At 66.6% G+C, this 17,549-nt stretch carries 21 protein-coding genes and 1 tRNA gene; 14 read left to right on the forward strand and 8 right to left on the reverse strand.

The window, feature by feature from the left end:
* The first annotated feature begins 5 nt into the window (after positions 1–5).
* Together AC5P8D_RS20050 and AC5P8D_RS20055 are read left to right on the forward strand one after the other, a co-directional pair.
* Positions 6–689: a response regulator transcription factor gene (locus AC5P8D_RS20050; protein ID WP_004136763.1), complete on the forward strand. Its 684-nt coding sequence runs from the start codon at positions 6–8 to the stop codon at positions 687–689.
* Between the two features lie 25 nt (positions 690–714).
* A complete protein-coding gene (locus AC5P8D_RS20055) occupies positions 715–2,139 on the forward strand; it encodes an ATP-binding protein (RefSeq protein WP_010486997.1) in 1,425 nt (474 codons plus the stop codon).
* Between the two features lie 84 nt (positions 2,140–2,223).
* On the opposite strand, the gene AC5P8D_RS20060 is transcribed toward AC5P8D_RS20055, so the two are convergent.
* Together AC5P8D_RS20060 and AC5P8D_RS20065 are read right to left on the reverse strand one after the other, a co-directional pair.
* Positions 2,224–3,012 carry a M90 family metallopeptidase gene (locus AC5P8D_RS20060; protein WP_029380115.1) on the reverse strand — a complete coding sequence of 263 codons (789 nt, stop codon included), beginning with the start codon at positions 3,010–3,012 and terminating at the stop codon, positions 2,224–2,226.
* The gene (locus tag AC5P8D_RS20065) at positions 2,979–3,257 is read right to left on the reverse strand and encodes a hypothetical protein (protein WP_010486993.1); all 279 of its coding nucleotides are present in this window, start codon (positions 3,255–3,257) and stop codon (positions 2,979–2,981) included. The genes AC5P8D_RS20060 and AC5P8D_RS20065 overlap by 34 nt, the downstream gene beginning before the upstream one ends.
* 143 nt (positions 3,258–3,400) lie before the next feature.
* On the opposite strand from AC5P8D_RS20065, the gene birA reads away from it, so the two are divergent.
* The 4 genes from birA to AC5P8D_RS20085 all read left to right on the forward strand — a co-directional run bounded on the left by birA (position 3,401) and on the right by AC5P8D_RS20085 (position 6,071).
* The gene (birA, locus tag AC5P8D_RS20070; RefSeq protein WP_100447387.1) at positions 3,401–4,369 is read left to right on the forward strand and encodes a bifunctional biotin--[acetyl-CoA-carboxylase] ligase/biotin operon repressor BirA; all 969 of its coding nucleotides are present in this window, start codon (positions 3,401–3,403) and stop codon (positions 4,367–4,369) included.
* Entirely contained in the window at positions 4,366–5,097 is a 732-nt protein-coding gene (locus AC5P8D_RS20075; protein ID WP_043401841.1) for a type III pantothenate kinase, read from the forward strand. The genes birA and AC5P8D_RS20075 overlap by 4 nt, the downstream gene beginning before the upstream one ends.
* Before the next feature lie 9 nt (positions 5,098–5,106).
* Positions 5,107–5,955: an SPOR domain-containing protein gene (locus AC5P8D_RS20080; protein WP_191850470.1), complete on the forward strand. Its 849-nt coding sequence runs from the start codon at positions 5,107–5,109 to the stop codon at positions 5,953–5,955.
* Positions 5,956–5,995: 40 nt separating this feature from the next.
* A tRNA-Thr gene (locus AC5P8D_RS20085) sits at positions 5,996–6,071 on the forward strand.
* Positions 6,072–6,183: 112 nt separating this feature from the next.
* Here AC5P8D_RS20085 and AC5P8D_RS20090 read toward each other — a convergent pair.
* The 3 genes from AC5P8D_RS20090 to AC5P8D_RS20100 all read right to left on the reverse strand — a co-directional run bounded on the left by AC5P8D_RS20090 (position 6,184) and on the right by AC5P8D_RS20100 (position 7,918).
* Entirely contained in the window at positions 6,184–6,969 is a 786-nt protein-coding gene (locus tag AC5P8D_RS20090; RefSeq protein ID WP_329760910.1) for a hypothetical protein, read from the reverse strand.
* A gap of 137 nt (positions 6,970–7,106) precedes the next feature.
* Entirely contained in the window at positions 7,107–7,511 is a 405-nt protein-coding gene (locus AC5P8D_RS20095; protein ID WP_239682761.1) for a hypothetical protein, read from the reverse strand.
* A complete protein-coding gene (locus AC5P8D_RS20100; RefSeq protein WP_414614445.1) occupies positions 7,511–7,918 on the reverse strand; it encodes a hypothetical protein in 408 nt (135 codons plus the stop codon). Before AC5P8D_RS20100 ends, AC5P8D_RS20095 begins: the two co-directional genes overlap by 1 nt.
* A 594-nt stretch (positions 7,919–8,512) precedes the next feature.
* Between AC5P8D_RS20100 and AC5P8D_RS20105 the strand changes: the two genes are divergently transcribed.
* Positions 8,513–9,283: a DUF3011 domain-containing protein gene (locus AC5P8D_RS20105; protein ID WP_329760908.1), complete on the forward strand. Its 771-nt coding sequence runs from the start codon at positions 8,513–8,515 to the stop codon at positions 9,281–9,283.
* A gap of 24 nt (positions 9,284–9,307) precedes the next feature.
* On the opposite strand, the gene AC5P8D_RS20110 is transcribed toward AC5P8D_RS20105, so the two are convergent.
* A complete protein-coding gene (locus AC5P8D_RS20110; RefSeq protein WP_010486978.1) occupies positions 9,308–9,655 on the reverse strand; it encodes a hypothetical protein in 348 nt (115 codons plus the stop codon).
* A 132-nt stretch (positions 9,656–9,787) separates the two neighbouring features.
* Between AC5P8D_RS20110 and rocF the strand changes: the two genes are divergently transcribed.
* From rocF to AC5P8D_RS20125, 3 genes are all read left to right on the forward strand, one after another.
* Positions 9,788–10,708, forward strand: a complete 921-nt coding sequence (rocF, locus tag AC5P8D_RS20115; protein ID WP_049435516.1) for an arginase — start codon at positions 9,788–9,790, stop codon at positions 10,706–10,708.
* 162 nt (positions 10,709–10,870) lie between these two features.
* Positions 10,871–11,008, forward strand: a complete 138-nt coding sequence (locus tag AC5P8D_RS20120; protein ID WP_014035659.1) for an entericidin A/B family lipoprotein — start codon at positions 10,871–10,873, stop codon at positions 11,006–11,008.
* Positions 11,009–11,211: 203 nt separating this feature from the next.
* Positions 11,212–11,433, forward strand: a complete 222-nt coding sequence (locus AC5P8D_RS20125; RefSeq protein ID WP_004137109.1) for a CsbD family protein — start codon at positions 11,212–11,214, stop codon at positions 11,431–11,433.
* A gap of 73 nt (positions 11,434–11,506) precedes the next feature.
* Here the strand turns inward: AC5P8D_RS20125 and AC5P8D_RS20130 are convergent, their stop codons facing one another.
* Positions 11,507–12,301 (reverse strand): hypothetical protein, encoded by a 795-nt coding sequence (locus AC5P8D_RS20130; protein WP_049409951.1) that lies wholly within the window; start codon positions 12,299–12,301, stop codon positions 11,507–11,509.
* A gap of 108 nt (positions 12,302–12,409) precedes the next feature.
* On the opposite strand from AC5P8D_RS20130, the gene AC5P8D_RS20135 reads away from it, so the two are divergent.
* The 4 genes from AC5P8D_RS20135 to AC5P8D_RS20150 all read left to right on the forward strand — a co-directional run bounded on the left by AC5P8D_RS20135 (position 12,410) and on the right by AC5P8D_RS20150 (position 17,101).
* Positions 12,410–13,705 carry a tryptophan--tRNA ligase gene (locus AC5P8D_RS20135; protein ID WP_010486969.1) on the forward strand — a complete coding sequence of 432 codons (1,296 nt, stop codon included), beginning with the start codon at positions 12,410–12,412 and terminating at the stop codon, positions 13,703–13,705.
* A gap of 204 nt (positions 13,706–13,909) precedes the next feature.
* Positions 13,910–14,206, forward strand: a complete 297-nt coding sequence (locus AC5P8D_RS20140; protein ID WP_191863704.1) for a hypothetical protein — start codon at positions 13,910–13,912, stop codon at positions 14,204–14,206.
* 204 nt (positions 14,207–14,410) lie between these two features.
* A complete protein-coding gene (locus AC5P8D_RS20145; RefSeq protein WP_159359670.1) occupies positions 14,411–15,343 on the forward strand; it encodes an MBL fold metallo-hydrolase in 933 nt (310 codons plus the stop codon).
* A gap of 105 nt (positions 15,344–15,448) precedes the next feature.
* Entirely contained in the window at positions 15,449–17,101 is a 1,653-nt protein-coding gene (locus AC5P8D_RS20150; RefSeq protein ID WP_313125558.1) for a M28 family metallopeptidase, read from the forward strand.
* Positions 17,102–17,189: 88 nt separating this feature from the next.
* Here AC5P8D_RS20150 and AC5P8D_RS20155 read toward each other — a convergent pair whose 3' ends face one another.
* Complete coding sequence (locus tag AC5P8D_RS20155) at positions 17,190–17,486, reverse strand: hypothetical protein (protein WP_010486965.1); 297 nt, start codon at positions 17,484–17,486, stop codon at positions 17,190–17,192.
* Positions 17,487–17,549: the final 63 nt, after the last annotated feature.

Raw genomic sequence — 17,549 nt, forward strand, 5'->3', positions numbered from 1 at the left:
AGTTCATGCGTATCCTTCTGGTCGAAGACGAAGCCCCGCTGCGTGAGACCCTGGCAGCCCGGCTCAAGCGCGAAGGCTTTGCCGTCGATGCTGCGCAGGACGGCGAGGAAGGCCTCTACATGGGGCGCGAAGTTCCGTTCGATGTCGGCATTATCGACCTCGGCCTGCCCAAGATGTCGGGCATGGAGCTGATCAAGGCCCTGCGTGACGAAGGCAAGAAGTTCCCGGTGCTGATCCTGACCGCGCGTTCGAGCTGGCAGGACAAGGTCGAGGGCCTGAAGCAGGGCGCCGACGACTACCTGGTCAAGCCGTTCCACGTCGAAGAGCTGCTGGCCCGCGTCAACGCGCTGCTGCGCCGCGCCGCTGGCTGGAGCAAGCCGACGCTGGAATGCGGCCCGGTTGCCCTGGACCTGGCTGCGCAGACCGTCAGCGTGGCCGGCAGCAATGTCGACCTCACCAGCTACGAGTACAAGGTGCTGGAGTACCTGATGATGCACGCCGGTGAACTGGTCTCCAAGGCCGATCTCACCGAGCATATCTACCAGCAGGACTTCGACCGCGACTCGAACGTGCTGGAGGTCTTCATCGGCCGCCTGCGCAAGAAGCTGGACCCGGATGGCGAACTGAAGCCGATCGAGACCGTGCGCGGCCGCGGCTACCGTTTCGCGATTCCGCGCAACGAGGGCTGAGCCGGCTCACCCTGGCGATAGCACGATGTCCGGCCGTCTGTGGTTCTTCCGACGCTGGCGGCCGCGCTCCCTGCAGGCGCGCCAGATGTTCGCCGCGTCCGTGGGCCTGGTCGCGTTCCTGGCGCTGGCCGGTTACGCGCTCGACGCCGCCTTCGCCGATACGGCGAAGGCGAACCTGCGTGAGCGCCTGAAGAACTACGCCACCGCCTACGCGGCCGGCATCGACTTCACCCGCGACCGCTCGCTGTACATCCGCGAGCAGCCGCCGGATTCGCGCTTCGACGTGCCGGGCAGTGGCCTGTACCTGCAGGTGGTGATGCCGCACGGCAAGGGCAATTCGATGTCCGCCGAAGGTCCGATGCTGCCCACCGCGGGCGGTGGCCTGCTCGCGCCGCGCCAGGAAGTGTTCGAAGGCCCACTGCCGATGATCCAGATCGACGGCAGCCAGGGCTCGGTGTACCGCTATGGCCTGGGCCTGGTGTGGGACGCCGACGCCGACCCTGCCACCGAGTTTCCGTACACCATCTACGTGATGGAAGACTCGCGCGCGCTGGGTGCGCAGCTGCGCGTGTTCCGCAGCCGGGTCTGGTTCTACCTGGGCGGCATCGGCCTGATCCTGCTGCTGCTGCAGACCGTCATCCTGCAGTGGAGCCTGCGCCCACTGCGCCGCGTGATCACCGAGCTGACCAAGGTGCAGCGCGGCGAGACCGAGCGCATGAGCGAGCGCCACCCGCGCGAACTGGAACCGCTGACCGACAGCATCAACGCCTTCATTGAAAGCGAGCGCGAGAACCTGGAGCGCCAGCGCAACACCCTGGCCGACCTGGCGCACAGCCTGAAGACGCCCATCGCCGTGCTGCGCACGCAGATGGACAGCGGCGCCGGGGACGGCGCGCTGCGCGAGGAGCTGGACGTGCAGCTGCAGCGCATGAACAACCTGGTCTCCTACCAGCTGGCACGTGCTGCGTCGTCGGGCCACAAGCTGTTCTCCGCGCCGCTGCCGATTGAATCCAACGCCGAGGAGATCGTGCGTGGCCTGGAAAAGGTCTATGCCTCCAAGGGCGTGCTGTGCGAATTCGACATCGACCCGGCCGCGCGCTTCCACGGCGAACCGGGCGACCTGCAGGAACTGCTCGGCAACCTGCTGGAAAACGCCTTCAAGTGGGCCAACCGCCGCGTGTTGCTGACCGCGCAGCCGCTGCCGGCACCGAACGCGCGTCGCGCCGGCCTGCTGTTGGCGGTGGACGACGATGGCCCGGGTATTGCCCCGGACGACATCGGCAAGGTGCTGCAGCGTGGCGTGCGTGGCGACGAGCGCGTGCAGGGCCACGGCATCGGCCTGTCGATCGTGCAGGACCTGATCAAGGATTACCGCGGCGAACTGACTGTGGGCCGCTCCGAGGAACTGGGCGGCGCTCGTTTCGAAGTGCGCCTGCCGCCGGGGCCGTAGCCTTGTGGAGAGTCGAGCCATGCTCGACTGCTCCGCAAAATGCAGCCGAGCATGGCTCGGCTCTACATAAGCTGCGGTAGTGAATCAGCCGACCATCGTCGGCGGCTCGCCATAGAACCGCCGCAGCTGCGCGGCCACCTCCGGCAATGCCTGCTGCAGCAGATCCGGCGCCGAGAAGTGATACTCGCTCGCTACCGCGAAGAACTCTTCCGGCGCTTCGGCCGCGTACGGATCGATCAGCGTTTCCACACCCGCGTCTACCTGCGCACAGAAGGCATCGTAAGCCTGCTGGAACGTAGCCGCCCACTCGCGCTGCCATTGCCGCGGCAGCGGCGGCGTGCCGTCCATCGCGCCATCCAGCGCATCCAGCTTGTGCACCATCTCGTGCACCGCCACGCAGTAGCCCTCGTGCGGCGCCGACAGGTCGGCCTGCACATCGGCCCAGGACAGGATCAACGGACCGCTGTCCCACGATTCGCCGATCAGTTCGTCATCCCACTCGTGCAGTACGCCGGCCGCATCCATGTGGCTGCGGTGCACGCGGAACGCGTCGGGGTAGACGATCAGCTGCGACCAGCCTTCCAGTCCCACTTCGCCGAACTCCAGCAGCGGCAGGCAGCACAGCGCGGCCAGCAGCACGCCATCGCCGGCCTGCAGCTGCAGATCGCCGATCGGGGTGATGGTCTTCTCGTGCAGGAAGCGCGTGGCCAGCAGGCGCAGTCGCCCACGACGCCCGTCATCCAGGCCGTGCAGCCACGCCGCGCGTTGGCAGGCGTCTTCCCAAAGTGCATCGTCAATCGGCCGCGGTGCAGGCCGCAGCCACTGCAGCAACGACTTGATCAGCGGAACATTCCCGGCAGGTAGCTGTGCCACTTCGGCGCGCGGATGCGCGGCAGCATGTCGTCGTCGCTGCCACCGCCGCCGGTGGTGGTGCTGGCAGCCGGGCGTACCGGTGCCGCCTTGGTGCTGGCAGCCGATGCGCTGGCGGTGGGCGCGCGCTGCGAGGCGGCATCGCCATTGGAGGACACGCATGCCCCACGGCTGTCGTCCAGCGCTGCTGTCGCAGACGCCGCGAAGGGCATCGTCAGCAGGATCAGGCAATGGGCATAACGGCGCATTGACGACATCCACGTTAAGGGAGGGTGAGTTCCCGATTCTAGCCCGAACCCGGCACCCGGTTGGAAGCCCCTGCGGCCCACCGGTGGCGGGCGTCGCTGGCGGCTTTCCCGCATAATTCCTTTCTGACTTCGTGGAAGCTGCCGTGGACGATCGCCAATTGCTGGCCAAACTCGCTGCCGGTCGCCTGTCCGGCGACGCCCTGGCCCGTGAGCTGGGTCAGACCCGGGCGGCCATTTGGAAGCGTATTCAAGGACTTAGGGCCGCCGGTGTGGACATCGAGGGCCGCGCTGGCGAGGGCTATGGCCTGACCCGCCCGGTCGACCTGCTGGACCCGGCCGCGATCCGCGCCGGCCTGCCCGCCCACGTTCAGGCCCTGCTGCACGACCTGCAGGTGGCCTGGACAGTGGACTCCACCAACGCAGAATTGCTGCGTTGCAGCGCGCCCCTGCGCGGGGTGAGCGTCCTGCTGGCCGAACGCCAGACCGGCGGCCGCGGCCGTCGCGGCCGTACGTGGGCGTCGCCGCTGGCCGCGCATATCTACCTGTCGGTGCTGCGCCTGTTCTCCGGCGGCCTCGGCCGCCTGGCCGGGCTGAGCCTGGTGGCCGGCATCGCCGTGGCCGAAGCGCTGCACGACCTGGGCTACACCCAGGCGCAGCTGAAGTGGCCGAATGACCTGATCGTTGATGGCAAGCGCAAGCTGGTCGGCCTGCTCGCAGAAGGCGGTGGCGAATACGCCGGCCCGGCGCGCGCGGTGATCGGCATCGGCATCAACACGCACATGCCGCCGTCGTTCGCCGAGCAGATCACCCAGCCGTGGGTGGATCTGGACACGCTGGCTGGCAAGCCGGTGGACCGCAATGGGGTCGTTGCGGCCGTGTTGACGCGCCTGCTGCCGGCGCTGGAAGAGTTCGATCGCGAAGGTCTCGCTCCGTTCCTGCCGCGCTACGCCGCGTTCGACATGCTGGCCGGCCGCGAAGTACGGGTGGAACTGGAAGGGCAGTGGCAGCATGGCACCGCGCTCGGCCTGGCCGATGACGGCGCCTTGCGCGTGCGCATCGATGGCCGCGAGCGCCTGCTGCACGCCGGCGAAGTCAGCGTGAGGGCGGCATGAGCGATTGGTTGTTCGACCTCGGCAACTCGCGGTTCAAGTTCGCGCCGTTGCAGGGTGACCGTGCCGGTGACGTGCAGGCCTGGGCGCATGGCGCCGAAGGCATGGCCGGGCAGCCGCCGCACAGTCTGCCCAGCGGCACCACCGCGTTCGTGGCCAGCGTGGCCGCACCATCGCTGACCAGCGCCATGCTGGACCAGCTGCAGCGTCGCTTCGAGCACGTGCACGTGGTGCGCACCAGCGCCGAATGCGCCGGTGTGCGCATTGCCTATGCCAAGCCGGAGAAGTTCGGCGTCGACCGCTTCCTGGCCCTGCTGGCCGCGGCCAAGTCGCAGCGCCCGGTGCTGGTGGTCGGGGTGGGCACCGCACTGACGATTGATCTGCTCGACGCCAATGGCCAGCACCACGGTGGCCGCATTTCCGCATCGCCCACCACCATGCGCGAAGCACTGCACGCCCGTGCCGTACAGCTGCCGGCTACCGGTGGTGACTACAGCGAGTTCGCCAACGATACCGCCGATGCGCTGGCTTCCGGTTGCGATGGTGCGGCGGTGGCACTGATCGAACGCAGCGCACAGCAGGCGCAGACGCTGCTGGGTGTTGCGCCCTCGCTGCTGGTGCATGGTGGCGGCGCACCGGCGCTGATGCCATTGCTGCCCGGCGCCGATTACCACCCCTCGCTGGTGCTGGATGGCCTCGCCCGCTGGGCGGTGCACCAGCCCGCAGGCTAGTATCCGCGCATGCTGACCCGTGCCCTGATCGTCGTACTGGCCATCCTCAATCTTGGCGTCGCTTGCTGGTGGCTGCTGCGCGATGCGCCGCAACCGCCTGCGCCGCCGCCGCAACCGGCCGGCGTCGCCGAGCTGCGCTGGGTGCCCGGTGGCGTTGATGCGGCTGAGGCCGCCGATGCCACTGCTGCCGCACCTGTTGCGCCGCTGATGGATCGCGAACCGGCCGAGAAGACGGCTGTGGCTGCCACGCCGGCGCCCGCCGCCCCGGCCAGGCCGGAGATTGCCAAGCCGCAGGTGGCTGAGGCTACGCCGGTTGCTGCCGCTGCCAAGCCCGTAACACCGCCTGCACCCGTACCGGCACCGGAAAAACCCGCAACCCGGCCCGTGGCTGCCGAACCGGCGCGCTGCGTGGCGTTGGGCCCGTTCGCCGACCGCGCTGCCGCGACCAGTGCACAGGGCAAGGCCGGCAGCGTCATCAGTCAGGTACGCCTGCGCGAACAGCCCGCCGCCAGCGGCAGCGCCCGTTTCCGGGTGATGCTGCCCGCCGCCGCCAACCGCGACGAAGCCCAGGCCACGGTGAAGCGCATCGTCGCCGCCGGCCTGAGCGACTACTACATCATCAGCCAGGGCGAGGACATCAACGCCGTGGCGCTGGGCCAGTACCGCAACCGCGAAGGCGCCGAGCGACGCATGGCCGCCGTGCAGGCCGCCGGCTTCCAGCCGCGCCTGGTGGCCAGCGGCGACGCCGGCCAATGGTGGCTGGAAGGGCAGCTGGCCGCGGGTACGCAGCCGGCCCAGGCCCAGCAGCGCAGCGGCGCGGCACAGAGCCGGTCGCTGGAATGCGCAAGGTTGCGCTAGAATCATCGGACCGCGGCACTGCCGCGGGTGAACCACCCATGCCGCTTTAGCTCAGTTGGTAGAGCAACTGTCTTGTAAACAGTAGGTCATCCGTTCGATTCGGATAAGCGGCACCATCTTCGATCCCTTGGCATCCGCGCATGTCCACGGAGAACAATCAACCTGCTGCAATGGCGGGTTTTTTTGTGCGTTGCCGTTCTGGGGAAGAATGGGAGCCTGCAGGCAAGTTCACCGTGGCACCGCAATGCCCCTTTTGAGTTGACTGCAACGTTGGAGCATACGTTCGCCGGATTGCTCCTTGAGTTGAATGCCGCCATCAGCGAGAAGGGGATAGGTCTCGAGACGGACGCGATAGGCCGCTTGCGAAGACAGCTGCACTGCAGCGTCGTCCGTGCCGATGGCGGCTCCAGGTAGCGAATCCTCTCGAACAACGCCATTTACCTGAAGCTGTGCGCAGAGTCCGGCGTAGTAGGCGATGCGTTCATCAAGCGCCTGAGGGTGCCTTGTGGCATGACCTAGCGCATGGAATGTCTCGTGTGCGACCAGATCGACAAGGTTTGCAACCGTCCGTTCGCGGTCGTCATGTATCGAAGCCGCAAGTGCCAACGTCTTCCCACCCGAGAACGATCCAAAAGTACGCGACTGTATCGTCGCGGCGGTATCCGTTGGCGCGAGAAGGATCCGGTATCTGTTCGCCTTTGCTTCTATCCATGATTCGGAGAATTTCGCTGCTGCATCAATGCGCATGCAGGTATCGGCAACGTCAATCTGTGTTCCTGCAGCCATCAAGAGCAGGATTTCGTGCTGGGTGTTGGCGCAGTGAACCGATTCCAGAGCGGGCAGGTCCTTGCGCCCTGGAACAATGGAGAGGGACCGGAAGTAACGGAATGGACCGAGAGGCGTGGACACCAGCTCGGTGTAGCCATCCGGAGGGATGCCTTGTGGCAATCCAATTGTTGCGGCGCAGCCTGCCAGGATGGAGGCGACGAATGCGGCGAGGATGACTCCTTTCATCGCTTCTCCCAAAGGTGCGGGTGCTCAAGGTGCACCCGCATCTCCTGTTGTTTACTACATCTCCATGCACAAGTGCGGCGACGGGTGGTTGACGCAATCCCGTCCTTCGAACTCCCGGTAGTCTGGCGCGAACAGGTTCAATCAAACCGGATGATGCGGATCAACCCTCTTGTCGACGATCCGTCTCCGAAGGCGGCCAATGTGCCACAGGGGAACGCCTCCTTCGCACCGTCGTAGTTGATGAATGAGATCGTGCAGATTGTCCGCGTGCCGGGATGGATTCGGGTGATGGCTCTGTCATTCAAGACGAAGCTATACCACATGAGTTCAGGACTCATGGAACGCGCCATGGGGCGTGCGGTGGACGCGATCATCTCGGCAACAGCGCGGCCACGCGAATCCACTTCGTCCAGCCGCAGCTCAACGAGAACAGGTTTCAGGTTTGGATAAGGTGTGCTCATTCCAGAAGCGGGCCTGCTCGATTCGATAGCCACGGCAGTGACGTTTTGAACCTGTGCAACGGGGATCTCAATGTTCTGCATTATTGAACCCTACCCACCTGCAACGCCACATACTCCGCCAGCCCCCGGCAGGCCAGCATCAGCCCTTCGCGCGTGCCATCGCCGATATCGTCTTTCTCTTCCCCGTCTACGCGCACGCGCTCAGCGGCGTGATACAGCTCCAGCAGCGACACCAGGCCAACCGCAGCGCGATCCCTACGTGCGGCGGCCACGGCGTGGCCAGGTGTGCCTGCCGGCCCCTGCCATGGTTGTCCATCGGCGGCGTCACCGGCCTGGATGCGCTGCAGGCAGCCGGGTAGGTTGATCGGCGCAGGCGCCTCGTTGGCGGCAGCGAAAGCGGCCTCCAACGGCTGCGCCAGTTCGGGCGGCAGGCGCAGGGCAGCCTCGCCCAGGGTTGCAGTCAAGTACGGGTGATGAGTCTTTGGCATGCGGGCATCCTCGTCGGGAACAGAGGTGCCACCCGAAGAGGGTGGCGGGCGATGCGTGGCTTCCAAGACCGGGTCAACGAATCGGCGGGCACGAGGCCCCCACGCACCGCCCGCCGTCGATCGGCGAACGGATTGCCAGCCGGCGCCGTACTTGGGAGGACGACGCCGGCTGGCAAGCGTATACATCGTTGACAACACGGGCTTGGAAGTCCCGGCCACCCTTGCAGGTGGCGATTCATCATGCGCACGTGAAATCACCGCCTGCCAGTCGCTTGTTTCGATGGCATCGGGTGATCTGAAAGGAAAAATGAATTATCGCGTTTAGCCCGTTTCGAGCATCGCAATGCCAGAAGCGACATTTCGCGCGGGGCTGCAACCAACGATGAATCCTGGTGCGCCATTGCTGTCGCACGGCCTTTCATGGCCCAGGAAGTAAAGCTGGCTTAACTTCCCCGGCAGGGCTCCCAGAACACCCTACCAGACATGAATCCCCACGCGCGCCGTCCGGATCTTGATGTTCCTCACGGACAGCCCGCAACGCCCCACCGCATACTGCCGCCACGCGCCCAACCTGGGCCCCTTCGGGATCTGCACATGCGTCGCCATGCCCTGTCGCTCACCGCCGCACTGTTGTCCACCGCCTTCGTGGCCCCGGCCATGGCTGCGGTACCGTTCTTCAACGCCAGCTGCCCGGGCGGCATCGATGTGCACGTCGACGAAGGCGGGCCGGTCTACGTACAAGGCCGCGAGGCCACGTTGAAGCGCTTCAACGACCGCTACTTCGAAGCACGCGATGCCAACAGTGGCATCACGCTGTCGATCAGCAGCAACGAGGACGGCACGCCGCAGATCAGCTATACCGGCCGAGGCGGCGCCAATGGCATCTGCCAGGTCAGTGCCAGTGGAACGCCCGTACCGTCTGAACATCGCGACCACCGTCGCCACGATGACGACAACGACGCGGCGCTGCCGCGCGAAGTCACCTGCGAATCCACCGGCCAGCAGCAGGTGTCGTGCGACATGGATACCCGTGGCAACGTGGAAATCGTGCGCCAGCTCAGCCACACCCGCTGCGAACAAGGCCAGAACTGGGGCCTGTCGCGGCATTCGGTGTGGGTGAATGGTGGCTGCCGTGCGGTCTTCCGCAATGTGTCCAAGGCGGCCAACAGCGCGCCGGCGGGGGATACCGCGCTGGGTTCCTGCAATATGCGCAAGGGTGCGCAAGGCACGCTGGTGACTCAGCTACCGGTGGGCAGCGATTATCAGGAGTTGATCATCGATTATCCCGATGGCCGCTTCCTGTGCATGATGCGCAACAACGGCCAGGTGCAGAGCGTGACGCCTGTTCGCCACCGCGGACGCTGAGCGCGCAGCGGGCTGGGGCAGGCTTCAGCCGCAGGACCTATACAGCAACACCCACGCCAGCATCAGGGCGAACATACCAACGAAGGTCAGGCCGAACCATAGCGCCGCCACCTTCACGTTGCCGATCAACGCCGTCGCCACACGGGGCAGCTCGCTTTTCAGAATCGGGTGTTCGGCGTGTGCTTTGCGCAGACGCTGCCAACCCAACCCGAGGAATACCAGGGTCGAGAACGGCACCAGCAGTAGCGTCGCCTGCATCAGCCAGCGGTTCGGCGACGCATCGATCGAGCTGCTCAACAGAACCGCAAAAGCGGCAATGGGCAGCGCGCCCATGAAGAAGCGTGGCCATGCGGTATTGATGAAGGGCGACATCGCAATCTTCCATGAAGGACGGTCGGGTCCGCGCGGCATCATGCCATGCCAATGCCCTGCTGCACCGCCGCGAGTGGTGTCACACAGCTCTGGCTAGACTGTGCTTCTTTTTCCCCACCGCAGGAGGCACCCATGGCCCATCCCATTTCCGTATCCCTGATTGGCGTTCCCACCGATGTCGGTGCGGGCCATCGCGGTGCACGGCTGGGGCCGGAAGCGCTGCGCGTGGCTGGGCTGCCGGAGGCGCTGGAGGCGCGTGGCGTGGACGTGCGCGACCTGGGCAATCTGGATGGTCCGCGCAACCCGTGGACCGCGCCGGTGGAAGGTTACCGGCACCTGGATGAAGTGGTGGCGTGGAACCACGCGCTGATGGAAGCCAGCTATGCCGAACTGCAGGCCGGGCGCATGCCGATCATGCTCGGCGGCGACCACTGCCTGGGCATCGGTTCGATCACTGCGGTGGCGCGCTGGTGCCGCGAGCAGGGCAAGACCCTGCGCGTGCTGTGGCTGGATGCGCATTCCGATTTCAACACCAGCGATGTCACCCCCTCGGGCAACATCCACGGCATGCCGGTGGCCTGCCTGTGCGGCCTCGGCCCGGACGCGTTGACCCACCTCGGCGGCAGCGCACCGGCGATCACCCCGTCGCAGATGCACCAGATCGGTATCCGCTCGGTGGACCCGGAAGAAAAGCGCCTGATCAAGACCCACAAGGTGGATGTCTATGACATGCGCTACATCGACGAGAACGGCATGAAGCGCACCGTGGAGGCGGCGCTGGCCGGTATCGACGAGAACACCCACCTGCATGTCAGCTTCGATGTGGACTTCCTCGACCCCAGCATCGCACCGGGCGTGGGCACCACCGTGCCGGGCGGGGTGAACTACCGTGAGGCGCAGCTGGTGATGGAAATGATCGCCGACACCGGGCGCATGGGGTCGCTGGACATCGTTGAGCTCAACCCCTTGCTGGACAAGCAGAATGCCACCGCTGAACTGGCCGTTGACCTGGTCGAAAGCCTGTTCGGCAAGTCCACCCTGATGCGCGACTGACCGCCCCTGCTGAACGGATTGCCGAACCGTTCACGCCCGCTCCACGCCCCTGCCGCCAGATTGCACTTCACGCGGCGGCAGTGGGCATTGGTGCCCTCCCGCCGAGCGAAAGAATCCCATCCGCGAATGAAGCGGTATAGCGGCGAACCCAAGGAGAAGCCCATGAAGCGCGTAGTTGCCCTGATGCTGTTGTCGATGTTCTCGGTGGCCCTGCTGGCCGGTTGCAACACCGTGGCCGGTGCTGGCAAGGACGTGCAGAAGGCCGGTGAAAAGGTTGAGGACGCCGCCAAGGGCAAGTAAGCCCGGCGCGGAACGGAAAGAGAAAGGGCCGGGGACATCCCCGGCCTTCTTTTGTGCGTGCTTTTCACTGCATGCTGTCGAAGCGTAGTGAACCATTCAAGCAGGTGAGCATTGTTTTCATGGTCGGTTGACCGGCACCCAACAGCCGCTGCGCGAAGCTGGAGCCACGGTAAGAACGCCGTTGCAGCCAAGGATTCCCAGCAATGAACAAAGACATCATTTCCGGCAAGTGGTCGCAGCTGAAGGGCAAGGCCCAGGCCAAGTGGGGCGATCTGACCAACGACGATTTCGATGTGGCCGAGGGCAATGCCGAGTATCTGGCCGGTCGCCTGCAGGAACGTTATGGCTGGGCCAAGGACCGCGCCGAGAAGGAAGTCCGTGAGTTCCAGGACAGCGTCAGCAAGGACTACCCGGACTACAAGTAAGCGCTTCGGTCTCCCCCACAACACAACGCCCGCACCGAGAGGTTGCGGGCGTTGTGTTGTCTGGGCGGGAGGATCAGCGCGCCGGCGGGTCCGGCACGTAGCGGTTGGGGAAGGCCTGCGGCTCGCGCGGCAGGCGCGAGGGTGAATCCACCAGGATGCCGCGTGCGCGCAGGTTGCGGGCGCTGTCGTAGCGCAGCTGCAGGACTTGGGCGGGGCTGCGGCTGGCGCGTTCGAAGTCGGTATCGCGTACCGACGACTGTTCGCGAGCGCCGTGGCCGGTGCCCAGCGCAGGGGCCTGCGACTTGCTGGCATAGCCCTCGATGCGGCTGGCACTGGCGTCGGCCGCCGCTTCGGCCGTCGGGGCCGGTGCTGGCAGGCTACGGCGCAGGATCGGATCCGGACGCCAGCGGCGCGCTTCCTCGAACACGGCCACGCCCACCACGCCGATGTTGTCCGGGCGGCCGGTGCGGCTGGCATAGCTGCCGCTGGGGCTGCTGAACACGAACTGCGCCACTTCGTCCTGGCTCTTGCGCCAGCCGGTGATGTCGGCGCGCTGGCCGGGGTTGAGCACGTAGCCGGTCTGCGAGGGATCGGCATCCTCGCCGGAGATGGCGTTGACGCCGTCCACCGACAGCACCACCAGCACCCGGCGCGGGCTGTCGTTGTACAGGCGCACGGCGTAGCGGTGGCCGCGCTCGCCGGCCACCCAGCGCTGGCCCTCGGCGGGATAGCTGCGCAGTTCGGTACCGCGGTCGCGGTCGACCAGGGACATGCGCACGGGGCCGCCCTCGTACACCGGCGGCGGCATGGGAGCCGGGCGGAAGCCGGCCAGGGGCAGGATCAGCAGCAGGGGCAGCAGGCGTTTCATCGGGCGTCTCCAGCGGGGTTGCGTGAATGAACGCGCCGCGGGCCCTGACGGGGTTGGTGGCGTGCAAGGTAAACTGGCCCCGTTCATCGAAGGTTACCCCACGCAGTCATGACGACCCGAGTCCTTACCGGCATCACCCCCTCCGGCACGCCCCACCTGGGCAACTACGTTGGCGCCATCCGTCCGGCCATCGCGGCCAGCCGCGCCCCGGGGATCGAGAGCTTCTTCTTCCTGGCCGACCTGCACAGCCTGATCAAGTCCCAGGACCCGCAGCGCACCCAGCGCGCGACCCTGGAGATCGCGGCCAGCTGGCTGGCCTGCGGCCTGGACCCGGAACACGTGTGGTTCTACCGCCAGAGCGACATCCGCGAGACCACCGAGCTGATGTGGTTCCTGACCGCCATCGCCAGCAAGGGCATCCTCAACCGCGCGCACGCCTACAAGGCGGCGGTGGACAAGAACCGCGAGGAAGGCGTGGACGAGGATGCAGGCGTCAGCGCCGGCCTGTTCATGTACCCGGTGCTGATGGCCGCCGATATCCTCATCTTCAAGGCCAACCAGGTACCGGTGGGCCGTGACCAGATCCAGCACATCGAGATGGCGCGCGATTTCGCCCAGCGCTTCAACCACGTGTACGGCAAGGAGTATTTCCCGCTGCCGGACGTGGTGATCGACGAGCAGGTGGCGACGCTGGCGGGCCTGGATGGCCGCAAGATGAGCAAGAGCTACCACAACACCATTCCGCTGTTCGTGCCGCGCGAGGAGCTGAAGAAGCTGGTGTTCTCGATCCTGACTGACTCGCGCGCACCGGGCGAGCCGAAGGACACCGAGGGCTCGGCGCTGTTCCAGATGTACCAGGCCTTCGCCACCCCGGAACAGACCGCCGAATTCGCCAAGGCGTTCGCCGCCGGCATCAGCTGGGGTGATGCCAAGCAGCAGCTGTTCGAGCGCATCGACAGCGAGCTGTCGCCGCTGCGCGAGCGCTACAACGCGCTGATGGCCGAGCCGGAGAAGATCGAAGCGTTGCTCAAGCGCCGTGGCCAGCAGCTGCGCGAGCAGCTGGCGGCACCGCTGCTGGAAGAGCTGCGCCACGCGGTGGGCCTGCGTGACCTGTCCAGCGCCGGCGACATCGCCAGCGAGGATGCCGGCGTGGCCCGCGTGGCACCGCCGCTGTTCAAGCAGTACCGCGAGAAGGACGGCCGCTTCTACTTCAAGCTGACCGCCGGTGACGGCACGCTGCTGATCCAGAGCGAAGGCTTCGATTCGCCGCGTGATGCCGGCCAGCTGATCGCGGTGATCAAGCAGGCCGAGCAGGGCGACCAGCTGCAGAGCGAACTGTTCAAGCTGGAAGCCGAAGTGGACGCCGTGCTGGCCGCGCTGGCCGTGCTGCGCGAAGGGACCTGATCGCCGGGCCTGCCTGCCCTTTGTAGAGTCGAGCCATGCTCGACTTTGCTCCGCCTCTGTAGAGCCGAGCCCATGCTCGGCTGGGCTGCAAAGCAGCCGAGCATGGGCTCGGCTCTACAGGGAAGCACTCCGCCGGCACGACCGTGGCACAGCGCCCGTGGCATGATGTCCGCGCGCCTCCGGCGCGATGACATGGAGTCTGCGATGGCCTGGTTGTCGCTGCTGCTGTTCCTGCCCTGGTTCCTGCTGCTGGGCAGCCTGTACTGGCTGTTCCCGCGCCAGCCGCGTACGGCGCGGCGGCGCCTGTTCGACAGCACCACCCTGGTGCTGGCCTTCGCCCTGAGCATCGTGTCGATGCTGTGGGGCTACCGCATCGGCGTGGTGCAGCCCGGCGCCGGACCCATCTGGCCACAGGTGCTGGCGGTGCTGTATGCCTACGGCGCGTTCCTGGCGGTGCTGGTGCTGGCATTGATGCTGCGGCCGCGATGGCTGGACCGGTAGCCCCGCTTTTGTAGAGTCGAGCCATGCTCGACTTCGCGTGCCGCTGTAGAGCCGAGCCTATGCTCGGCTGATGCCTGACAGAATGGCAGCCGAGCGTGGGCTCGGCTCTACAGTAGAGCGCCCTCCGACCAAAGCCGCATCGAACCCGGGCCGCCTGCGCGCCTACCATGGGTGTCTGTTCCCGATCCTGCCAGGTGCGTGCCGATGCCCGCCGACCCCAGCATCCATACCATCGATACCGGCTTCCAACGCCCCGACTTCGATGCGGCCTACCTGATCGTTGAAAACGGCCGCGCGGCCTTCGTCGACTGCGGCACCGGCCTGTCAGTGCCGGCCATGCTGCAGGCGCTGGCCGACGCCGGGCTGGGCGTGGACGCGGTGGACTGGCTGCTGCTGACCCATGTGCACCTGGACCACGCCGGGGGTGCCGGCCTGCTGATGCAGCAGCTGCCGAATGCAAAGGCGGTGCTGCACCCGCGTGGTGCGCCGCACATGATCGACCCGACCCGGCTGATTGCGGGTGCCACGGCGGTATACGGCGCCGAGGAGATCGCGCGCAGCTATGGCCGCATCGAGGCCATTCCGGAGCACCGAGTGGTGGTGGCCGAAGATGGCCACCGCATCGACCTGGCTGGCCGCGAGCTGGTACTGCTGCACACGCCGGGCCACGCGCTGCACCACTACTGCGTGTGGGATGCGCGCAGCCGCAGCTGGTTCACCGGCGATACCTTCGGCATCTCCTACCGCGAGCTGGACAGCACGCAAGGTGCCTTCATCTTCCCGACGTCGTCGCCGGTACAGTTCGACCCGGAAGCGATGAAGGCCTCGATCCGGCGCATGCTGGGCTACGGCCCGCAGGCGATGTACCTGACCCACTACGGTCGTGTGGAACAGGTGGGGAAACTGGCCGACGACCTGTTCGAGCAGATCGATGCGATGGCCGCCATCGGCCGCCAGTGCGATGGCCGGCCGGACCGTCACCGCTGCCTGCTGGCTGCACTGCAGGCGCTGTACCTGGAACGTGCACAGCTGCATGGCTGTGCGCTGGACGATGCGGCGGTGACTGCGGTGCTGGCGATGGACATCGAACTCAATGCGCAGGGCCTGGCCTGCTGGCTGGATCGCATCAGCAGGTAGATCCACGCCATGCGCGGGTGACGCCACCCCAAGCCGCGCCGTGATGTCACGACCACGTTACACTCTGGTGACTTCCAAGCTAGCCGTGGTACTGCCGTGAATCCGATGCGCGTGTTGCTGCTGTCGTCCTGCCTGTTCGTCGGTGGCCTGGCCCATGCGGCCAATGACCTTCCCGGTGGCGGCATCGATCCGCAGGCACTGTCGCGCCACGTGCGTGTGCTGGCGTCGGATGAATTCGAGGGCCGCGCGCCGGCGACCGAAGGCGAAGAACGCACGGTGCAGTACCTGATCGAGCAGTTCCGCAGCTATGGCCTGCAGCCGGGTGGTGTGGATGGCAGCTGGGTGCAGCCGGTGCCGCTGGTGCGCGCGCAGCTTGATGGGCCGGCCAAGGCCAGCCTGTCGCTGAAGCAGGGCAAGCGCGCGCTGGCCAACGGCGTGGACGTGACCCTGCAGAGCCTGCAGCCGCGCAAGCGCGTGCAGATCAAGAACGCGCCGCTGGTGTTCGTCGGTTACGGCATCGACGCGCCGGAACGCCAGTGGAATGACTACAAGGACGTGGACCTGCACGGCAAGATCGCCGTCATGCTGATCAATGACGCGGATTTCGAAGCCGATGCGCCGGGCGCGTTCGACGGCAAGGCAGTGACCTACTACGGCCGCTGGACCTACAAGTTCGAGGAAGCCGCACGCCGTGGCGCCGAGGGCGTGCTGATCGTGCACGAGACTGCGCCGGCTGCCTATGGTTGGGCCACGGTGAAGAGCTCGGGCACCTCGCCGCTGTTCGACATCCAGCGCAGCCAGGCTGAAGCCATGGCGCAGCACACACCGCTGCGCGGCTGGATGCAGCGCGAGCTGGCTGAGGCGATCTTCGCCGACGCGGGCCTGGACTTCGACGCCGAGAAGCGCAAGGCGATGCGCGCCGACTTCCGTCCGGTGGCGCTGGATAACGCGAAGCTGAGCGTGGACTTCGCACTCAAGCGCGAGCAGGTGGTGACCCGCAACGTGGTGGCCAAGCTGCCCGGCGGCGAGCATGGCGACGAGGCGGTGATCTTCTCCGCGCACTGGGATGCGTTCGGTATCGGCCAGGCCGATGCCAAGGGCGATCGCATCCGCCGTGGTGCGATCGACAACGCCACTGGCGTGGCCACGGTGCTGGAACTGGGCCGCGTGTTCGCCGCCGGCCCGCAGCCGCAGCGCACGCTGTACTTCGTGGCACTGACCGCTGAAGAGAAGGGCCTGCTGGGCGCCAGCTACTACGCCACGCATCCGCTGGCGCCGCTGGACAAGACCGCTGCAGTGCTGAACATCGAAATGTTCAGCCCGGATGGCCCGACCCGTGACATCGCTTCGTGGGGCAAGGGCCGGGTGTCGCTGGAAGGCGATCTGGAACGCGTGGCCAAGGCCCGCGGCCGCAGCTACAGCCCGGACCCGAACCTGGAAGCGGGCTTCTTCTACCGCGCCGACCACTTCGCCTTCGCCCGCCTGGGCGTGCCGGCGATCACCATCGGCCCGGGCCTGGACAAGCTGGACGGCGGTGTTGAAGCCGGCCGTGCGCTGCGCGAGAAGTACTTCGCCGACTGCTACCACCAGGCCTGCGATGCCTGGACCCCGAGCTGGGATCCGAGCGGCCACGCCGCCGATACCCTGCTGGTCTACGACCTGGGTGCCGAGCTGGCCAACAGCCGCCGCTGGCCGACGTGGGAAAAGGAATCGGAGTTCCGCAGCGCACGCGACAAGAGCGAAGCCGCCCGCCGCTGAGGTAGTGCCGGCCGCTGGCCGGCAACCTCGTGAACCTTCGGAAAGAATGTGGAGTCGCCGGCCAGCGGCCGGCACGATCGCGCGCTCGTCAGCGCCGGCGCAACAGCGTCCATGCGCCCCAGCCACTGGCCGCGAGCGCGGCCAGATAGCACGCCACCATCGTACGCAGGCCAACCGGTGATCCTGCGTTGATGCCGCGATGCAGGCGCAGCTGCAGCGAGCTGTGGCCGCTGCCCAGGTCCACCGCCAGCTGCAGCGCCAGCGCGCCGCAGAACACCAGCAGGGCGATCCCGAATCCGATGCGTGGCCACGCGGCCTGCGCGTTGGGACGGCGCAGCAGCCAGGCCAGTGCCGTGGCTGCGGCCAGCGTCGCCGCGATCCACATCAGTGGCGTGGCGGGAGACGCAGCGGCCACCGGCATTGCACCGGTGGCCGCAATTACGGCAAC

The organism is Stenotrophomonas sp. YJH_SMC_101-4 (assembly GCF_059370395.1).

Bases quoted from the DNA above. Each gene is read 5' to 3' on its own strand.
- AC5P8D_RS20050 (WP_004136763.1), top strand. From the start codon at position 6: ATGCGTATCCTTCTGGTCGAAGACGAAGCCCCGCTGCGTGAGACCCTG.
- AC5P8D_RS20055 (WP_010486997.1), top strand. From the start codon at position 715: ATGTCCGGCCGTCTGTGGTTCTTCCGACGCTGGCGGCCGCGCTCCCTG.
- AC5P8D_RS20065 (WP_010486993.1), bottom strand. From the start codon at position 3,257: ATGCGCCGTTATGCCCATTGCCTGATCCTGCTGACGATGCCCTTCGCG.
- AC5P8D_RS20075 (WP_043401841.1), top strand. From the start codon at position 4,366: ATGAGCGATTGGTTGTTCGACCTCGGCAACTCGCGGTTCAAGTTCGCG.
- AC5P8D_RS20080 (WP_191850470.1), top strand. From the start codon at position 5,107: ATGCTGACCCGTGCCCTGATCGTCGTACTGGCCATCCTCAATCTTGGC.
- AC5P8D_RS20090 (WP_329760910.1), bottom strand. From the start codon at position 6,969: ATGAAAGGAGTCATCCTCGCCGCATTCGTCGCCTCCATCCTGGCAGGC.
- AC5P8D_RS20095 (WP_239682761.1), bottom strand. From the start codon at position 7,511: ATGCAGAACATTGAGATCCCCGTTGCACAGGTTCAAAACGTCACTGCC.
- AC5P8D_RS20100 (WP_414614445.1), bottom strand. From the start codon at position 7,918: ATGCCAAAGACTCATCACCCGTACTTGACTGCAACCCTGGGCGAGGCT.
- AC5P8D_RS20105 (WP_329760908.1), top strand. From the start codon at position 8,513: ATGCGTCGCCATGCCCTGTCGCTCACCGCCGCACTGTTGTCCACCGCC.
- AC5P8D_RS20110 (WP_010486978.1), bottom strand. From the start codon at position 9,655: ATGTCGCCCTTCATCAATACCGCATGGCCACGCTTCTTCATGGGCGCG.
- rocF (WP_049435516.1), top strand. From the start codon at position 9,788: ATGGCCCATCCCATTTCCGTATCCCTGATTGGCGTTCCCACCGATGTC.
- AC5P8D_RS20120 (WP_014035659.1), top strand. From the start codon at position 10,871: ATGAAGCGCGTAGTTGCCCTGATGCTGTTGTCGATGTTCTCGGTGGCC.
- AC5P8D_RS20125 (WP_004137109.1), top strand. From the start codon at position 11,212: ATGAACAAAGACATCATTTCCGGCAAGTGGTCGCAGCTGAAGGGCAAG.
- AC5P8D_RS20130 (WP_049409951.1), bottom strand. From the start codon at position 12,301: ATGAAACGCCTGCTGCCCCTGCTGCTGATCCTGCCCCTGGCCGGCTTC.
- AC5P8D_RS20135 (WP_010486969.1), top strand. From the start codon at position 12,410: ATGACGACCCGAGTCCTTACCGGCATCACCCCCTCCGGCACGCCCCAC.
- AC5P8D_RS20140 (WP_191863704.1), top strand. From the start codon at position 13,910: ATGGCCTGGTTGTCGCTGCTGCTGTTCCTGCCCTGGTTCCTGCTGCTG.
- AC5P8D_RS20145 (WP_159359670.1), top strand. From the start codon at position 14,411: ATGCCCGCCGACCCCAGCATCCATACCATCGATACCGGCTTCCAACGC.
- AC5P8D_RS20150 (WP_313125558.1), top strand. From the start codon at position 15,449: ATGCGCGTGTTGCTGCTGTCGTCCTGCCTGTTCGTCGGTGGCCTGGCC.
- AC5P8D_RS20155 (WP_010486965.1), bottom strand. From the start codon at position 17,486: ATGTGGATCGCGGCGACGCTGGCCGCAGCCACGGCACTGGCCTGGCTG.